General features: G+C 52.1%; 15 protein-coding genes. 8 read left to right on the top strand and 7 right to left on the bottom strand.

Annotated elements, in window-relative coordinates:
* Entirely contained in the window at window positions 1–630 is a 630-nt protein-coding gene (locus GM556_RS04235; RefSeq protein ID WP_155579367.1) for an outer membrane lipoprotein carrier protein LolA, read from the top strand.
* On the opposite strand, the gene rsmI is transcribed toward GM556_RS04235, so the two are convergent.
* Entirely contained in the window at window positions 627–1526 is a 900-nt protein-coding gene (gene rsmI / locus GM556_RS04230) for a 16S rRNA (cytidine(1402)-2'-O)-methyltransferase (RefSeq protein WP_370513584.1), read from the bottom strand. The two genes, GM556_RS04235 and rsmI, sit on opposite strands and share 4 nt — an antisense overlap.
* Here rsmI and GM556_RS04225 point away from each other — a divergent pair.
* On the top strand, window positions 1511–2986 hold the full coding sequence (locus GM556_RS04225) for a penicillin-binding protein activator (protein ID WP_155579366.1): 1476 nt from the start codon (window positions 1511–1513) through the stop codon (window positions 2984–2986). The genes rsmI and GM556_RS04225 overlap by 16 nt on opposite strands.
* Window positions 2987–3042: 56 nt before the next feature.
* Here GM556_RS04225 and GM556_RS04220 read toward each other — a convergent pair whose 3' ends face one another.
* The 4 genes from GM556_RS04220 to GM556_RS04205 all read right to left on the bottom strand — a co-directional run bounded on the left by GM556_RS04220 (window position 3043) and on the right by GM556_RS04205 (window position 6748).
* On the bottom strand, window positions 3043–3426 hold the full coding sequence (locus GM556_RS04220; RefSeq protein WP_155573247.1) for a hypothetical protein: 384 nt from the start codon (window positions 3424–3426) through the stop codon (window positions 3043–3045).
* Between the two features lie 180 nt (window positions 3427–3606).
* Window positions 3607–4506 carry a lysophospholipid acyltransferase family protein gene (locus tag GM556_RS04215; RefSeq protein ID WP_155573246.1) on the bottom strand — a complete coding sequence of 300 codons (900 nt, stop codon included), beginning with the start codon at window positions 4504–4506 and terminating at the stop codon, window positions 3607–3609.
* 11 nt (window positions 4507–4517) lie between these two features.
* Complete coding sequence (lpxK, locus tag GM556_RS04210) at window positions 4518–5498, bottom strand: tetraacyldisaccharide 4'-kinase (RefSeq protein ID WP_155573245.1); 981 nt, start codon at window positions 5496–5498, stop codon at window positions 4518–4520.
* Window positions 5498–6748, bottom strand: coding sequence for a 3-deoxy-D-manno-octulosonic acid transferase (locus tag GM556_RS04205; RefSeq protein ID WP_155573244.1), 1251 nt, complete (start codon window positions 6746–6748; stop codon window positions 5498–5500). The genes lpxK and GM556_RS04205 overlap by 1 nt, the downstream gene beginning before the upstream one ends.
* A 171-nt stretch (window positions 6749–6919) precedes the next feature.
* On the opposite strand from GM556_RS04205, the gene fabI reads away from it, so the two are divergent.
* From fabI to GM556_RS04180, 5 genes are all read left to right on the top strand, one after another.
* On the top strand, window positions 6920–7771 hold the full coding sequence (gene fabI, locus GM556_RS04200; protein ID WP_155573243.1) for an enoyl-ACP reductase FabI: 852 nt from the start codon (window positions 6920–6922) through the stop codon (window positions 7769–7771).
* Window positions 7772–7776: 5 nt separating this feature from the next.
* The gene (aroC, locus tag GM556_RS04195; protein ID WP_155573242.1) at window positions 7777–8871 is read left to right on the top strand and encodes a chorismate synthase; all 1095 of its coding nucleotides are present in this window, start codon (window positions 7777–7779) and stop codon (window positions 8869–8871) included.
* Window positions 8872–9061: 190 nt separating this feature from the next.
* On the top strand, window positions 9062–10975 hold the full coding sequence (locus GM556_RS04190) for a ribonucleoside-diphosphate reductase subunit alpha (protein WP_155579365.1): 1914 nt from the start codon (window positions 9062–9064) through the stop codon (window positions 10973–10975).
* A 34-nt stretch (window positions 10976–11009) separates the two neighbouring features.
* Window positions 11010–12032, top strand: coding sequence for a ribonucleotide-diphosphate reductase subunit beta (locus GM556_RS04185; protein WP_099027077.1), 1023 nt, complete (start codon window positions 11010–11012; stop codon window positions 12030–12032).
* A 263-nt stretch (window positions 12033–12295) separates the two neighbouring features.
* A complete protein-coding gene (locus tag GM556_RS04180) occupies window positions 12296–13306 on the top strand; it encodes a polyprenyl synthetase family protein (protein ID WP_155579468.1) in 1011 nt (336 codons plus the stop codon).
* Here the strand turns inward: GM556_RS04180 and GM556_RS04175 are convergent.
* Both GM556_RS04175 and GM556_RS04170 read right to left on the bottom strand, forming a co-directional pair.
* A complete protein-coding gene (locus GM556_RS04175) occupies window positions 13303–14127 on the bottom strand; it encodes a glutamate racemase (protein WP_155579364.1) in 825 nt (274 codons plus the stop codon). The genes GM556_RS04180 and GM556_RS04175 overlap by 4 nt on opposite strands.
* A gap of 26 nt (window positions 14128–14153) precedes the next feature.
* Window positions 14154–14909, bottom strand: a complete 756-nt coding sequence (locus GM556_RS04170; RefSeq protein WP_099027253.1) for an orotate phosphoribosyltransferase — start codon at window positions 14907–14909, stop codon at window positions 14154–14156.
* A 193-nt stretch (window positions 14910–15102) separates the two neighbouring features.
* Here GM556_RS04170 and GM556_RS04165 point away from each other — a divergent pair, with 193 nt between their 5' ends.
* Window positions 15103–15357, top strand: coding sequence for a hypothetical protein (locus tag GM556_RS04165; protein ID WP_155573238.1), 255 nt, complete (start codon window positions 15103–15105; stop codon window positions 15355–15357).
* Window positions 15358–15361: the final 4 nt, after the last annotated feature.

Below are 15361 nucleotides of genomic sequence, written 5' to 3'. Positions count from 1 at the left end.
ATGAAGATGAAACATATCATAACCGCTTGCGCGATGGCTATTAGCTTAGGCAGTGGGGTCATGGCTCTAGGGAAGGAGGCATATGCTGCGGCATCCCTTACCCCGGCGCAGCAAGGTTGGGTGCATAAGATTGAATCGAGCTTAAAAGCGACAAAAACCTTTCAAGCACGTTTTGAGCAACTCAGTGAGCAGAATGGCACAGTCACGGGCACGGTCTTGTTAGAGCGGCCGGGGCAGATGCGTTTTTCATACGATCCACCAAGCCCGCTCTTACTAGTAGCTAATGAGGGGAAAGTGGTGTTTCAGGACCGCAGCATAGGGCAGGTTACGACCATCCCCTTGGAGCATACCCCGTTGGGGTTGCTGTTACGGCCTGACCCACGCTTCTCAGGTGATGTAACGATTCTGGATTATGAGCAACGCGGCAATGAGATTCGCTTGCGTGTCACGAGGACGGAAAACCCAAGTGAGGGGGAGATGACGCTCTATTTCGCTGCTCAGCCCCTCACTTTGAAGGGATGGACAGTGTTAGACGCACAAAGCCATAAAACGGTTGTGCATTTTACGAATATCCGTACAGGGGTACCGATTGCGGCGCGGCAATTCACCTTGCCGAAGGAAGATGATTAAGAGCTTTTCTTCCGTTTGGCTAATTCCAAAGCGCGTTGATAAACAGTGCGTTTTGGAAGGGTGACAATCCCCGCTACGAGGCTTGCAGCATCTTTAACGGAATGTGTTTTCAGGGCGTCCTCTAGCGCATGGTCTAGCTCTAACGCGCCTGTTTCTGCGGCTTCTGGGGGGCCGAGGAGGAGGGTAATCTCACCACGCGGTGGGTTTGCCTCAAAATGGGCAATGAGTTCGGCAATGGTGCCGCGGCGCATTTCTTCAAAATGTTTGGTTAATTCCCGTCCTATGGCTGCGGCTCGGTCTGCACCAAAGACTTGTTGTTGTGTGTGCAATGTATCAAGCAGGCGATGGGGGGATTCATACCATAATAATGTTGCGGTTAAGCCTGCTTGTTCCATAGCGCGGAGGGCGGCAAAATGTTGTCGTCTTGCTTCCCCGCGTGGTGGAAAACCAAGGAACATAAAAGGGTGTGGTGGCAAGCCTGAGAGGGTTAAAGCGGTGATGGCCGCATTTGCCCCCGGTAAAGAGGTGACGGCAATCTCGGCCTCTTGAGCAGCGCGCACAAGCCGATAGCCGGGGTCAGAGACAATCGGTGTTCCCGCATCGGAGACGAGTGCGAGGCATTGGCCTTGCTGTAATTGTTCAATCACAGTGGGGATGCGCTCTTGCTCATTATGGTCATGGAGGGGAATAAGCTGATTATTGATGCCATAATGGCGTAATAATTTTGTGGTAACGCGTGTATCTTCGCATAAGATGGCGTTTGCTGTCTTGAGAGCCTCAAGCGCGCGTTGGCTAATATCGGTAAGGTTCCCAATAGGCGTTGCCACAAGTATGAGCTGCCCGGTAGAAGAGGGGAACGATCCGTTAACGGGGGAAGTATATGGTTTGTCAGACATCGCCATCCTTAAAGAGCTGCTCTATCCCTTATAGCCGCGATGGGCAGGGGCGCGGCAAGAGGAAACATGGCCGTACGATAGTCACGGCGGGCGTTTTTCTTTTGCTCACAGCGTGTGGCGGTCGGGAGGAAGTCGATAAAGGGGCAGACCTCTTTGCACATCCTGCCCCTGTTGTGGAAAAACCGGCTCGTGTAGGTTTGGTCGTCCCGCTGACGGGCCCTCATGCAGCTATTGGTCAACGTATGCAAGAGGCCGCGCGCCTTGCTTTGCCAGATGGCCAATCCCCCGCCCTTGATGTGTTTGATAGTGCCGAGGCGGAAGGCCCTGCTCATGCAGCCCAAATGGCGTTGGAGAGTGGTGATAAGATTGTCCTTGGCCCTTTAACAGCGGCTGATACACAAGCGGTAGCTTCCGTGTTGCAATCGGCTCATGTGCCGGAGCTGGCCTTTACAAGTGATGTTACACAAGCGCGGCCAGGTGTGTGGGTGATGGGCTTAACACCGGAGCAACAAGTGCGGCGGCTTGTGGATGCTGCGCGGACAGATGGGCGGAAGCATCTTGCCGCGTTCTTACCTGATACAGCTTTTGGCCATGCTTTAGGGGAAGGGCTAACATTAACCTGCCAAGAGGCAGGGTTGGACGTGCCTAAAATCATTTATCATAGCAGTGATATCAACGATATTACGCAGAAAATGGCGCAATTAAGCCATGGGGTAGCCGCCGCAGCGTCTCCATCAACCCCCACGTCAACGCCCACCTCAACACCAGCCGCGCCAGAGCCTAAAGAGGCAGGTCCCTCAGCAGAGGACCCGTTAGCGGAGAATGATGCGCCAGCGGCTCCCACGTCTTCATCCTCTCCAACTGCCTCTACAGCATCTACCGCTTCGGCCTCATCAGTGCCCTCTGTGCCGTTTGATGCGTTATTGCTGGGTGATACAGGCTTAGACCTTGCTCATGTCATTGAGGCCCTAAAGGCGAATCAGCTTTTAACACCGCAAATTCGTATTTTAGGGCCGATGTTATGGCGCGCCTTTGATGGCAAATTGGGGGACCTCCACGGAGCCTGGTATGTTGCGTTTGATGAGCAGCTTCGTAGTGGCTATGTGCAGACCTATCAAAACAGCTATCACCGCCCACCATCGCCCGTGTCCGATTATGCTTATGATGCCGCTGCGTTAGCTGGTGCGTTGATTCGTCAAAATCGTTTAACGACCGAGTCTTTAACACAGCCAAAGGGCTATATTGGGATTGATGGTTTGTTCCATTTACGGGCTGATGGGCGCATGTTGCGGGCCTTGGGGGTGTATCAAATCGTCCCCGGTGGGGGGAGCCAAATAATTATCCCTGCTTCGCGTGACCTAACAGCCCCTTCAGCTTTGACAACGGCGACACCAGCAGCAATACCCGCTGCTAAAAAAGCTGAGGAGCCAAAAGAGACACCCCTTCCAGCGGATTTCTAAAGGGCGTGCCTCATAGATAGAAAAAAGCCCGTCTGTATGTTTAGGCGGGCTTTTTCTTAACAAGATGCTGTATGCTCGGGTGAGAGAGGGAGAACGGGACGAATTGTATGGAGTGCCGCGCTCAAATCTGTATAACGGCCAAGCTCATGCTCTCTTAGGCAATCCATCAACACCCATTGCGGCCCCTCTAAGCGGATGAGATAAGCAGGGTCTGCATTTTCCCGTACCCAAATCACAATGAGAGGGGAAGGCTCCTCAACCATAGTCTCAATCGAGGCATCAAGAATCCCCATCGGTTCGCTCGCGGTTAGCCATTGGGCGAGATAGTGATGATGGCGTGGGAGAATCTTCTGACGAAAAGGGATGATAATGGCAGAGCCCTGTTGGGCGGAGGAGGCAGTAGCGGCACGATCTGCCACACGAAACGCTTTTTGAGCCATGTCAGCATCTCCTTTTATAAGAACGGGCAATTGTGCTGCCACATTCCTCTATGAACATCCTCTTAAAGCTGTGCGTGTTATGCAAAAAATGAATGGAAACACGCAATCCTTATGAGTTGGTTCCTATTTTGCAATCCTACCATGTTTTGAGCGCATGACTAGAGGGAAGTTACCATATTGTTATCGATAATACTTTTTTTCCCAGCGGCGATGTAGCCAGAGCCAATCACTCGGCCGTTCTGTAATCCATGATTCCAGTTGGTCATTAAGATGCTGTGTTAGATGATGGATTTTCTCTTGGCGGGATGAGGAAGGGGGAACCATCATGTGTGGGTCTAGACAGGAGCAGACCTCTAAGGTAAGGCGTGCAGGCCCATCTCGCCAAACCCGGCCGGTGACGATTAAGGCATTAAAGCGTAGGGCCAAGGCAGCTGTGGCGGGGGCTGTCATGGTGGGGTGGCCGAAGAAGGAGACCTCTATCCCGTCATTCATTTTCTGGTCGCCTAATACACCAAGATGCCCACCCTTAGCGAGGTGACGTATGGCTTCTAACGCCCCTTGCTTGCCTTTAGGAAAGAATGGCACGGGTTGATTAACAATATTGCGGCGTAATTGGCAGAGGAGACGATCAACCAATGGGTTGTTCGGTGCCCGGTAAAAAGGGGAGAAAGTAAGGCCATAACGCGCCACAATAAGGGGCATGAGTTCCCAATTCCCTAAATGGCCGGAGAAGAAAATAATAGGCCGTTGCTGCGCACGGGCATGGTGTAAAATATAGTCGTTTAGGACATGCCATCCCGGCCCGTTATCAGGGTGAGCGGGCAAGCGTGCAAGATGGGGGAATTCTGCGAAAGTACGGCCTAGATTCTCCCAACAATTATAGATGATGGCCTGTCGTTCTTCCTTGCTCACGGAGGGGAAGGCGCGTTGGAGATTGACCATCGCATTATGGGAGGAGGGCAGAAAGCGACCCAAAGAACGCGCTATCATCCCCCCAAGGGTCGAGGCAAAAGCGGGGGGAAGTTTGCTAAAGCACCATAACAGCCCGTTTAAACCCCACGCTTCTAAATGAGTCTTCATGTTTTAGGGGTTTAGCACGACATGAAGCGGTCCAGAAGCTCCTCTTGCAGGGCGGGATTATGCCATGTGGGTTCAATTTTAATGGTGGTAATGCATTGCTGAAAGAGAGACGGCAGTTTCACATTATCTTTTTCAGTCGTGACTAAGACCGTATTAGGTGTGTGGGTAAGCTGAGCAAGATGCTGAAGGTCACGTTCGGAGTAAATATGATGGTTGGGGAAAGAGAGCGTTCTTAAAATGGTTAGATTAGCCTCACGGAGCATTGTGAAGAACTTCTCCGGCCTGCCAATGCCTGCAAAGGCAATAATGTTACGCCCTTTGAGCTGGTGAATGGCAGGAGAGGGTGTGAGCTGGCCTTTTAATAAAGGTAAGGATTTAGGTAATTGCTCGGCTATGTTGTGGGTATCCTCTCCAAAAAGGACGGCTGCATCTAAACGCGGTAAGGCCTCGGCCAATGTTTCCCGCAAGGGGCCAGCAGGAAGAAGGCGTTGATTACCAAAGCCCGCAGGGCCGTCAATGGTGAGGATGGCTAAATCTTTATGGAGGGTGGGGTCTTGCAGACCATCATCCATAATAAGGCAATCAGCCCCGGCTTTAATAGCCTGTTGGGCATTGGCGTAACGGTCGGGCCCACGCCATGTTGGGGCTAGCTGAGCGAGTAGCATAGCCTCATCCCCGACTTCTATCGCCTTATCATGTTGGGGATGTATGTGCCCCGTCTTTTTGGAGCGGCCCCCATAGCCGCGCGTAATGACATGAGGATTATGCCCACGTTGGATCAGCTTTTGGAGGATATGAAGCGCAAGTGGCGTTTTACCCGTCCCGCCCACGCTGATATTGCCACAACATAAGACGGGCACAGATACTTTAAGAGACGGTTTTTTTTGGCGATGGTGGCTGAGAGCTTCCGTCACTTTGCTGGCGGGGAGCAGAAGGTTAGAGAGGCTACTTGGCTTATCGCCTTGCCAGAAAGAAGGAGCAGTCAGTTTCATCACTTTTCCTTATGGCTAAGGATTGTGGTAAGAATAAGGCATGAAATATCATGGCTAATATGAGTGCGTTTTAAAGGCGGGGGAGCTGGGATGACGGGCTTTATAAGCCATTGGGTTAAGGCTTCTTGCCCCTCTAAGCGATGGAGGAATGTGGCATATGTGGCACAAATATCCTGCCAGTTTTGCATATAGGGTCCACAGGCTGTAGGACGATGAAAACGCAGAGATTCCAAGGGGTTATGTCCTCCGCCGGGTGGGCAGAGAGAATGACCAATAAAAACACGCTCAGCTAAGTGGAGGAATAAACCGACCTCACCTAATGTATCGATAATCCAGAGGCTCTCATTATGGTGTGGTATGGTGTTTTGGGAGCGGCGTGGGGCCTTAAAGTGGGTCGCTAAAGCTGCTCCACGCTCTGGGTGGCGGGGAATGATAACGGTAAGGAGGTTAGGTCGTTGTTGACGGGCTTCTTGCACAGCGGCAACGATGAGGTCTTCCTCGCCTTGGTGGGTAGAGGCCGCAACAAAGAGAGGGCGATCCCCAAGCTGTTGGCGTATATGTGCGGCTTCTGTGGAATCAAAAGAGAGGGGGGGAGCATCTTCCTTTAGGTCTGCTGGTGGCAGCAAAGAGGTTATGCCGAGCTGTGCGAAGGCACGTTCATCAGCATGGCTGCGTGGCATAATCCAGCGGCAAGGGCGTAATAAGTAACGCAAAAGAGGGGCTGCCAACCGCCAGCGGCGGGCAGAACGCGCCGAGAGCCGCCCGTTGAGTAGCATAACAGGGATATGTTGTCTTCGGCAGAGGCATAGCAAACCCGGCCATAATTCACTCTCTATCAAGACTAGCCCATCAGGTCGCCAATGGGTGAGGAAGCGACTGAGCAAATGAGGGGCATCGTAGGGGATAAATTGATGCAGCAAGCGGCCTTTATAAGGGGGAGCATGAGCTGTAATGACTTGCCCGCCCGTAAGGGTTGCTGTTGTTACCAAGATGGTAAGAGTGGGCTGGAGCTTTAAGAGCGCATCAATCACAGGAAGAGCCGCGCGGCTTTCCCCTACACTTGCGGCATGGAGCCATAAAAGGGGCGCGTTAAGAGGCGGGCGTGGCTGGGTGGGCTGGCCAAAACGCTCTTGTAGGCGGGAGCCATCTTCTTTGCCAATGCGTAAACGGGTACGGGTATGGCGGCATAGCCATGGCATGGCCATATAACCAATGAGAGACCAAAGGCACAGGAGAGGGGCAAAGCGCATAGGGGGCTATCTTTTCCCGGTGGTGCATTTTCGCATCATCTGCCGTAGAACAACACCGGATGAGGCGGAAAACAATGTCGTGAAGGCAGTGTCCTCTTGCCGTGCGGCCATCCTTGTGCAACGAGATGGCCCAATTTATTACATATGCTGGACCATTCTCAAGGGGGGACCATGTCGGAGAAAGAATCTCATACGCTAGAGGCAACAGCCAAGGGGACACTCATGGCAGGCAAGCGTGGTGTCGTGATGGGTGTAGCGAATAAGAACTCCATCGCATGGGCCATTGCAAAATCTTGTGCGGACCAAGGGGCGGAGATTGCCTTTACCTACCAAGGCGAAGCGTTGGGGAAACGGGTACGCCCCCTAGCGGAGAGTGTGGGCTCGGAGATGGTGTTACCCTGTGATGTGGGTGATGATGCCGCTATTAATGCCACCTTTGATGAGATTGAGAAGAAGTGGGGCAAGATTGACTTTGTCGTCCATGCGATTGGCTGGGCTGATAAGCAATATCTACGCGGGCGTTATGTTGATACGCCACGTGAGGCTTTTCTTAAAGCATTGGATATTTCATGCTTCTCCTTTACCGCTGTAGCGCGGCGTGCCGCAGCGATGATGAATGAGGGTGGCTCTTTATTGACGCTGACTTATCTCGGTGCAGAGCGTGTAATGCCGCATTATAACGTGATGGGTGTTGCCAAAGCCGCTTTGGAGGCCTCTGTGCGGTATATGGCGGTGGATTTAGGGCGCGATAATATCCGGGTGAATGGGATTTCCGCCGGTCCAATCATGACATTAGCGGCTAATGGGATTGGGGATTTCCGCTATATTCTGCGTTGGAATCAGATTAATGCCCCGCTGGAGCGGAATGTATCGCTGAAGGATGTTGGTGGCTCTGGGTTGTATTTTCTCTCCGACCTTTCCGCTGGTGTAACTGGCGAGATTCACCATGTGGATTGCGGCTATAACATTATCGGCATGAAGAACCCAGAAGCCCCAGATATGACCCTATCCTCAGAGGATTAATAGCTATGTCAGAGAACAGCTTTGGGCGTTTGTTGCGTGTAACAACATGGGGGGAAAGCCACGGGCCAGCGATTGGCTGTGTGATTGATGGCTGTCCCCCGCGTCTGAAGCTGTCGGAGGAGGACATCCAGCCTTGGTTGGATAAAAGGCGGCCCGGCCAGTCGCGCTATACGACACAACGGCGCGAGGCTGACCAAGTGCGCATCCTCTCCGGTGTGTTTGAAGGGCAGACGACGGGAACGCCCATCTCTTTGATGATTGAGAATACGGATCAACGCTCTAAGGATTATGGGGAAATTGCCCAGCAATATCGTCCCGGCCATGCAGATATCGCGTATGACCTTAAATACGGCATACGCGATTACCGTGGTGGCGGGCGGTCCTCCGCGCGCGAGACGGCTATGCGGGTGGCGGCAGGGGCTGTGGCGCGCGTGATCTTGCGGGAGCTTGTGGGGCCGCAGCTCGTCATCCGTGGGGCATTAACGGCGATTGGCCATCAAAAGGTGGATTATGCGCGCTGGGCATGGGATGAGGTGGAACGCAATCCCTTCTTCTCCCCCGATGCGGCGATTGTTCCGCAATGGAGCGAGCAGCTAGAGGCTGTGAGAAAGGCCGGTTCATCCATCGGGGCGACTCTTGAAGTTGTGGCAGAAGGGGTGCCCGCCGGTTTGGGGGCACCCGTTTATGGCAAGTTAGATGCTGAACTTGCGGGCGGCTTGATGGGGATTAACGGCATTAAAGCGGTCGAGATTGGTGACGGCATGGCTGTTGCGGCTCTACATGGGCATGAGAATGCTGACCCTATCCGGCCTTCGGAATCGCCTTTAGAGCCCGTGTTTTTGAGCAATCATGCAGGTGGGATTCTGGGAGGAATCTCAACAGGACAACCTATTGTTGCGCGCATGGCCATTAAACCGACCAGCTCCATCCTCATCCCTGTCCCAAGCATTAATCGTGCTGGCGAGGCTGTGGATGTGATGACGAAGGGACGGCATGACCCTTGTATTGGGATTCGAGCTGTACCAGTGGCGGAGGCGATGGTGGCGTGTATTCTCGCTGACCAGCTTTTGCGGAATCACGCGCAGTGCGGATGGCTTTAAGAGGCGACTCTTAAAGTCGGGTTATAAGTTATAAAAACAATATATAGTGTTCTAAACCATTCTTTAATAGCTATATATCGGCATAATCACAATTATCTGCAAAAAACAAGCCTTGAAATGTGCCCCTTATACATGGGAGATGAGGGTACTCAACGGACTATAAAAGAACTCAGGATAAGGGGCTCGATTCATGACAACGCCTGACGTGCAGACAGCCGCGCGGCCATCGGGTAAGGCGACAGAGCCTGAACTTTTTGCAGAGAGAGTGCAATTACCGGGGCGTCATCCTGTTTATATAAATCCAGAACGGGATGAACGGCTGACGGCGTTTGGCCGTGCCACTTTAGATGACCGCTATCTGTTAGAAGGTGAGACGTACCAAGGGTTATTTGCCCGTGTTGCCTCGCGTTATGGGGCGGATGAGGGGCACGCGCAGCGTATTTATGATTATATGTCGCGCCATTGGTTTATGCCCGCAACGCCTATTCTCTCCAATGGGGGGACGAATCGTGGGTTGCCAATTTCTTGCTTCCTTAATGAGTCTGAAGATAGCCTAGAAGGGATTGTCGGGCTCTGGAATGAGAATGTCTGGCTTGCGGCAAAGGGCGGCGGGATTGGCTCTTATTGGGGTAATTTGCGCTCCATTGGGGAGAATATCGGCCGTAATGGGAAGACCTCTGGGGTGATCCCCTTCATCCGGGTGATGGATAGTTTAACACTCGCCATTAGTCAGGGGAGTTTACGCCGTGGGTCCGCCGCTGTTTATCTGCCGGTTTGGCACCCTGAGATTGAGGAGTTTATCGAGATGCGTCGCCCCACGGGGGGGGACCCGAATCGTAAGGCTCTAAATCTCCATCATGGTGTTTTGCTTACAGATGACTTCATGCGCGCTGTTGCGGGTGATGAGGAATGGGCTCTGATCTCCCCGAAGGATCATAGTGTGATTCGGAAGGTCTCGGCGCGTGCGTTATGGATTCGTCTGCTTACGGCGCGGATGGAGCAGGGCGAGCCTTATATCGTCTTTTCCGACACGGTGAATCGCGCACGGCCAGAGCATCATCGTCTTGCGGGGTTGGAGGTTAAAACCTCTAACCTTTGTGCGGAGATTACCCTGCCAACAGGGATAGACCATCACGGCAAGACACGCACAGCGGTGTGCTGCCTCTCCTCTTTAAATCTCGAATATTGGGATGAGTGGAAAGATGAGCCGCGCTTTATTGAAGATGTGATGCTCTTTTTAGATAATGTCCTTCAGGATTTTATCGATAATGCCCCTAACGATATGGAGCATGCACGTTATGCCGCCATGCGGGAGCGTTCGGTCGGCTTGGGGGTTATGGGCTTTCATTCCTTCTTGCAGTCGAAGATGATTCCTTTTGGCAGCGTGATGGCCAAGGTGTGGAATAAGAAGTTCTTCCAGCACATTGCCGAGCAAACAGCCGCAGCATCACGCGCTCTTGCAAAAACGCGTGGCCCATGCCCCGATGCGGCAGATTATGGGATTCAAGAACGGTTCTCTCATAAGATGGCTGTTGCACCGACAGCATCTATCTCCATCATTGCGGGGAATGCCAGCCCCGGGATTGACCCAATTAGTGCGAATGTCTTTTTGCAAAAAACGCTCTCCGGCTCCTTTACGGTACGGAATCGCCATCTCGCTACGCTGTTGCAGAAATATGGGCAGGATACGGATGAGGTCTGGTCTTCCATCACGTTGAGTAAGGGCTCTGTCCAACATTTGGGCTTCCTCTCTCAGGATGAAAAAGATGTCTTTAAGACAGCCTTTGAGATTGACCAGCGTTGGGTGATTGAGCATGCGGCTGATCGTGCGCCGTTCATCTGTCAGTCGCAATCGGTTAATCTTTTCTTGCCGGCAGATGTGCATAAGCGCGACCTTGTGCGTATTCATTACGAAGCGTGGAAAAAAGGTGTAAAATCTCTTTATTACTGCCGCTCTTTATCCATCCAACGGGCTGATACTGTTTCCAATATGGCGGTGAAACGCGATATCATGGAGGGTGATGATGATCACCTCCCTCAAGCCACACCGCGCCATGCAGAGAGTGGGGCGGGGAGCTATGAGGAATGTCTCTCCTGCCAATAAGAGCAGCAGCGCGTTAGGATAGAAGGTCTCAGATATGACAGAAGCAACTCCGTTACCAGAAGCCCCAGAGTCTGCCGCGCAGGCAAATTTGCTTGTGGAGAATCCGGTTTATAAGCCCTTCCGTTATCCGTGGGCTTATGATGCTTGGTTGACACAACAGCGTTTGCATTGGTTGCCAGAGGAAGTGCCCCTCGCTGAGGATGTAAAAGACTGGCACCGCAAACTCTCCGAAGCAGAGCAGAACCTTGTGACGCAGATTTTTCGCTTCTTTACGCAAGCGGATGTAGAGGTGAACTCTGCTTACATGAAGTATTACAGCCAGGTCTTTAAACCGACCGAAGTGCTGATGATGCTCTCATGTTTTTCGAATATTGAGACGATTCACATTGCTGCTTATTCCCATTTGTTAGATACAATCGGGATGCCAGAGACGGAATATTCCGCTTTTCTGAAATATAAAGAGATGAAGGATAAGTATGATTACATGCAATCCTTCAATATTAATAGTAAGCGCGAGATCGCCAAAACAATGGCTGCTTTTGGGGCCTTTATGGAAGGATTGCAGCTTTTTGCATCCTTTGCCATTTTGCTGAACTTCCCGCGCTTTAATAAATTGAAGGGGATGGGGCAGATTGTTTCATGGTCTGTGCGAGATGAAACACTGCATTGCCTGTCTATGATTCGCCTGTTCCGTACATTTGTGCGGGAAAATCCGGAGATTTGGACAGAGGATTTCCGTGCCGAGTTGGTGGAGATTTGTCGCCAAACGGTTTCGCATGAAGATGCGTTTATTGAGCTTGCTTTTGAGATGGGACCTGTAGAAGGCCTCTCAGCTCAGGAAGTGGAGCGTTATATCCGCTTTATTGCCGACCGTAGGCTAACCCAGCTTGGGTTGGACCCTATTTATGGCATTGAGGAGAATCCGCTCCCTTGGGTTGATGATATGCTCAATGCGGTGGAGCATACGAACTTTTTTGAGAATCGCGCTACAGAATATTCACGCGCCTCTACTCAGGGCACATGGGAAGACGCCTTTGAGAGTGGTGTATTTGATTAAACCCTAGAAGCTGTATGATATGAGTGTCTTATGGGCAAAACGTATCTTGACCATATCTCCGTAGCCGCTCATATGATGTGCACATGTTAATCGGGGTAAGGGGGCATGCTCTGCGCGTTATGGTGATGCCGTAATAGCGGAGCAATAACCCTCTAACCTTGTTCGCTTTGCAGGGTTATGTGTAGCTCAAGCGGATAGAACTGGAGTTTTGCGTTTTGGTATCTTCCTCATCGGGGTCTCTGGCTACATCTAGCGGTGAGGCTATGAAGAAAGAGGTCAAAGGGGAGGATGCCCTAAGAGCCCTTTCTGCTTACCTTGCTGATGATATGGTTGCCTGTAATCAGGCCATCATTGATAGGATGCAAAGCTCTGTACCGTTAATTCCGCAGCTTGGCGCGCATTTGGTCGCAGCGGGGGGGAAACGGTTACGCCCGTTGCTTACTTTGGCTTCTGCTCGGCTATGTGGCTATGGTGAGAGGGCGGATGAAACCCGTCATATAGGTTTGGCAGCTTGTGTGGAGTTTATCCATACAGCGACCCTCTTGCATGATGATGTGGTGGATGAAAGCACCTTGCGGCGGGGTATGGCCTCAGCCAATGCCTTATTTGGGAATAAGGCCTCTGTGCTGGTGGGGGACTTCCTATTTGCGCGTTCCTTCCAGCTTATGACGGCCGATGGCTCATTGGAGGTTATGGCTATCCTTTCTGCAGCCTCGGCAACGATTGCGGAGGGTGAAGTGCTGCAAATGTCCACGCAGAATGATCTTTCGACCTCCATTGAGCGTTATTTAGAGGTGATTCACGGCAAAACCGCTGCTCTTTTTGCCGCAGCTTGCCGTGTTGGAGCTGTTGTGGCGCAGAAAGACCGTAAGGCTGAGCTGGCTTTGGAGCAGTACGGTACGAATCTGGGCATGGCCTTCCAGCTTGTGGATGACGCGTTGGATTATGCGGCAGACCAACAAATATTGGGCAAAACAGTGGGGGATGACTTCCGCGAGGGGAAAATTACTCTGCCTGTTCTTGTAGCGTATGAGCGTGGGACGGAAGATGAAAAGCAGTTTTGGAAGCGTGTGATTGAGGATACAGAGCAAACAGAGGCCGACTTGCCTCATGCTTTGGAGGTCATCGCGCGGACAAAGGCTATCAGTGCTACGATTGAGCGCGCACGCATCTATGCTCAGCAAGCGGTAGAGGCTTTGGTGGACTTCCCCGAAACTCCCCTTAAAGCTTTATTGAGGGAGACGGTTCTTTATACCGTAGAGCGGGCCCGTTAGGGGAGAAGCTGCCATCCATTTGTAAAGCCTAACCAGGCAATATGCTGCGCAAGGTCTGCCCCGTGAGGTGGTGGAGCGGTAAGGAAGAAGCGATCTGGTGGGGTAGAGGGTACGGCTGTTAAAGGGCCTTCAGTAACATCACTTAACCGCCGTAGGGCTTGTTGGGCGACAGCGGGGGCGGGGTCCAACCACATCATACCGGGGGGACCAAGACGCTGGAAATATGGCATCAAAAAAGTGTAATGGGTACAGCCAAGGCCAATAGCATCAATGTTGCTGCCGTCTGATTGTTCAAAGAGAGCCGCTAATTCATGCTGTACGGATTCAGGCTCCAGAATCTCACCGCGGAAGGCACGTTCTGCCATAGTGGCGAGATGGCGAGAGCCGTGGATGATAAGCTTACAATCTGCTGCATAATTGTGATGTAATTGCGCAAGATAGGGCCGGCGGGCTGTTGCGCTGGTGGCGAGTAGGCCGATGGTGCGCGTTTTAGACACACGCCCAGCCCAGCGGATAGGTGGCACGCAGCCAACAATAGGTAAGGTGAGTGTCTCTCGCAGAGGGGTGAGGGCTAAGGTACTTGCGGTATTACAGGCGATTATGACCAGAGTGGGTTGTAATAAAGCGCAGGCATGGCGGATAAGCTGGGTAATGCGCTCTCGTAAGAAGTCATCATCTTGCTCCCCATAGGGAAAGAGTGCTGTATCAGCGAGATAATCTAGCGTGAGGGAGGGGGCGAGGCTCCGCAGAGCCTGCACCACCCCAAGCCCCCCAATACCGGAATCAAAGACAAGAATACGAGGGGGTGATGTATTCGGCATCAGTGAATCCCTATAAGGCGTAGGTCTTAGCCTTGTTTAAAAGCGAGGGCTTCTTCTGCGCTGCTAACACCGCCATGTGCTTTGGACCAACCGCAAGGGTCTTCCAAAAAGCGGCGGACTTCTGCGCTATCCTCGGTGGAGAAATATTGTCCATCTGCACAGGCTTCTAGTACGTCCCACCACGTGCAAAGCGCATGGAGGCTAATGCCCATATCCTGTAAGGTTTTTTGCGCACCAGGGAAGACGCCGTAAAAAAAGACCACAAAGGTATGGTCCACAATCGCCCCAGCTTTACGCAGTGCGTTAGCGAAGCGAATCTTGGAGGCCCCATCGGTTGTGAGGTCTTCGACCAACAAAGTGCGCATACCCTCTGGCACATCGCCCTCAATTTGGGCATTACGGCCAAAGCCTTTGGGTTTTTTGCGAACATAGGCCATAGGTGTCATTAAACGGTCGGCAATCCATGCGGAGAAAGGAATCCCGGCTGTCTCTCCCCCCACAACGGCATCAATGCTCTCATAACCGATATGACGGCCAATCTTCTCCACGGCCAGTTCCATCAATTTTGTGCGGGCGCGGGGGAAGAAGATAATCTTGCGGCAGTCGATATAAACAGGAGATTTCCACCCAGAGGTGAGGGTATAAGGCTCACTAGGGCGGAAGTTAATGGCCTTAATCTCCAGCAGGATGCGCGCTGTTGTGAGGGCGGCATCGCGGTCCCATTGCGTGAGACGAGGCCCCAGAGTGGGGGCAGTGCCAGTTGAGGACATTATTCTCTCCATAATCTCGAAAAATGGTTCCTTTGGAGACATCTACCCGTTAGAAGGGGATAGGGGTAGGGGAAAGATGTCTTTTTTCCTATTTCTGTTATTGGTGACGCTTTACTCTGTTATGTGTCAGAGCGATAAAGAGGGTACGTCTTTATTTTTGCGGGTATCCTTCAGGAGAAACAGGGTATCGTAGGGGTTTTAGGATATGAAAGTTAACACTCGTCGCATTGGCCGCAAATGCGAACGCGCCGTAATTACAGCGTATCAAGAGTTACATGCTATGGGGCAGAATGAGATGAAGATTTTTGCCGCCTGTACAACTCTTTATAGGATTCATCATCCCGAATCCTCATTGCCTGAGGCACGGCTTTTAGTGTCGGAATGGATTGATCATCATATTGTTCGGCGGTCACAAGCTCCAACGCGTGGTTGTAACTGCCCGCCCACCCATCCAGACTAAGTTA

Source organism: Bombella sp. ESL0378 (assembly GCF_009725845.1).
Classification (GTDB): Bacteria; Pseudomonadota; Alphaproteobacteria; order Acetobacterales; family Acetobacteraceae; genus Bombella; species Bombella pollinis.
Note: the sequence above shows the minus strand (reverse complement) of the source record. Positions and strands in the feature narration are given on the sequence as shown.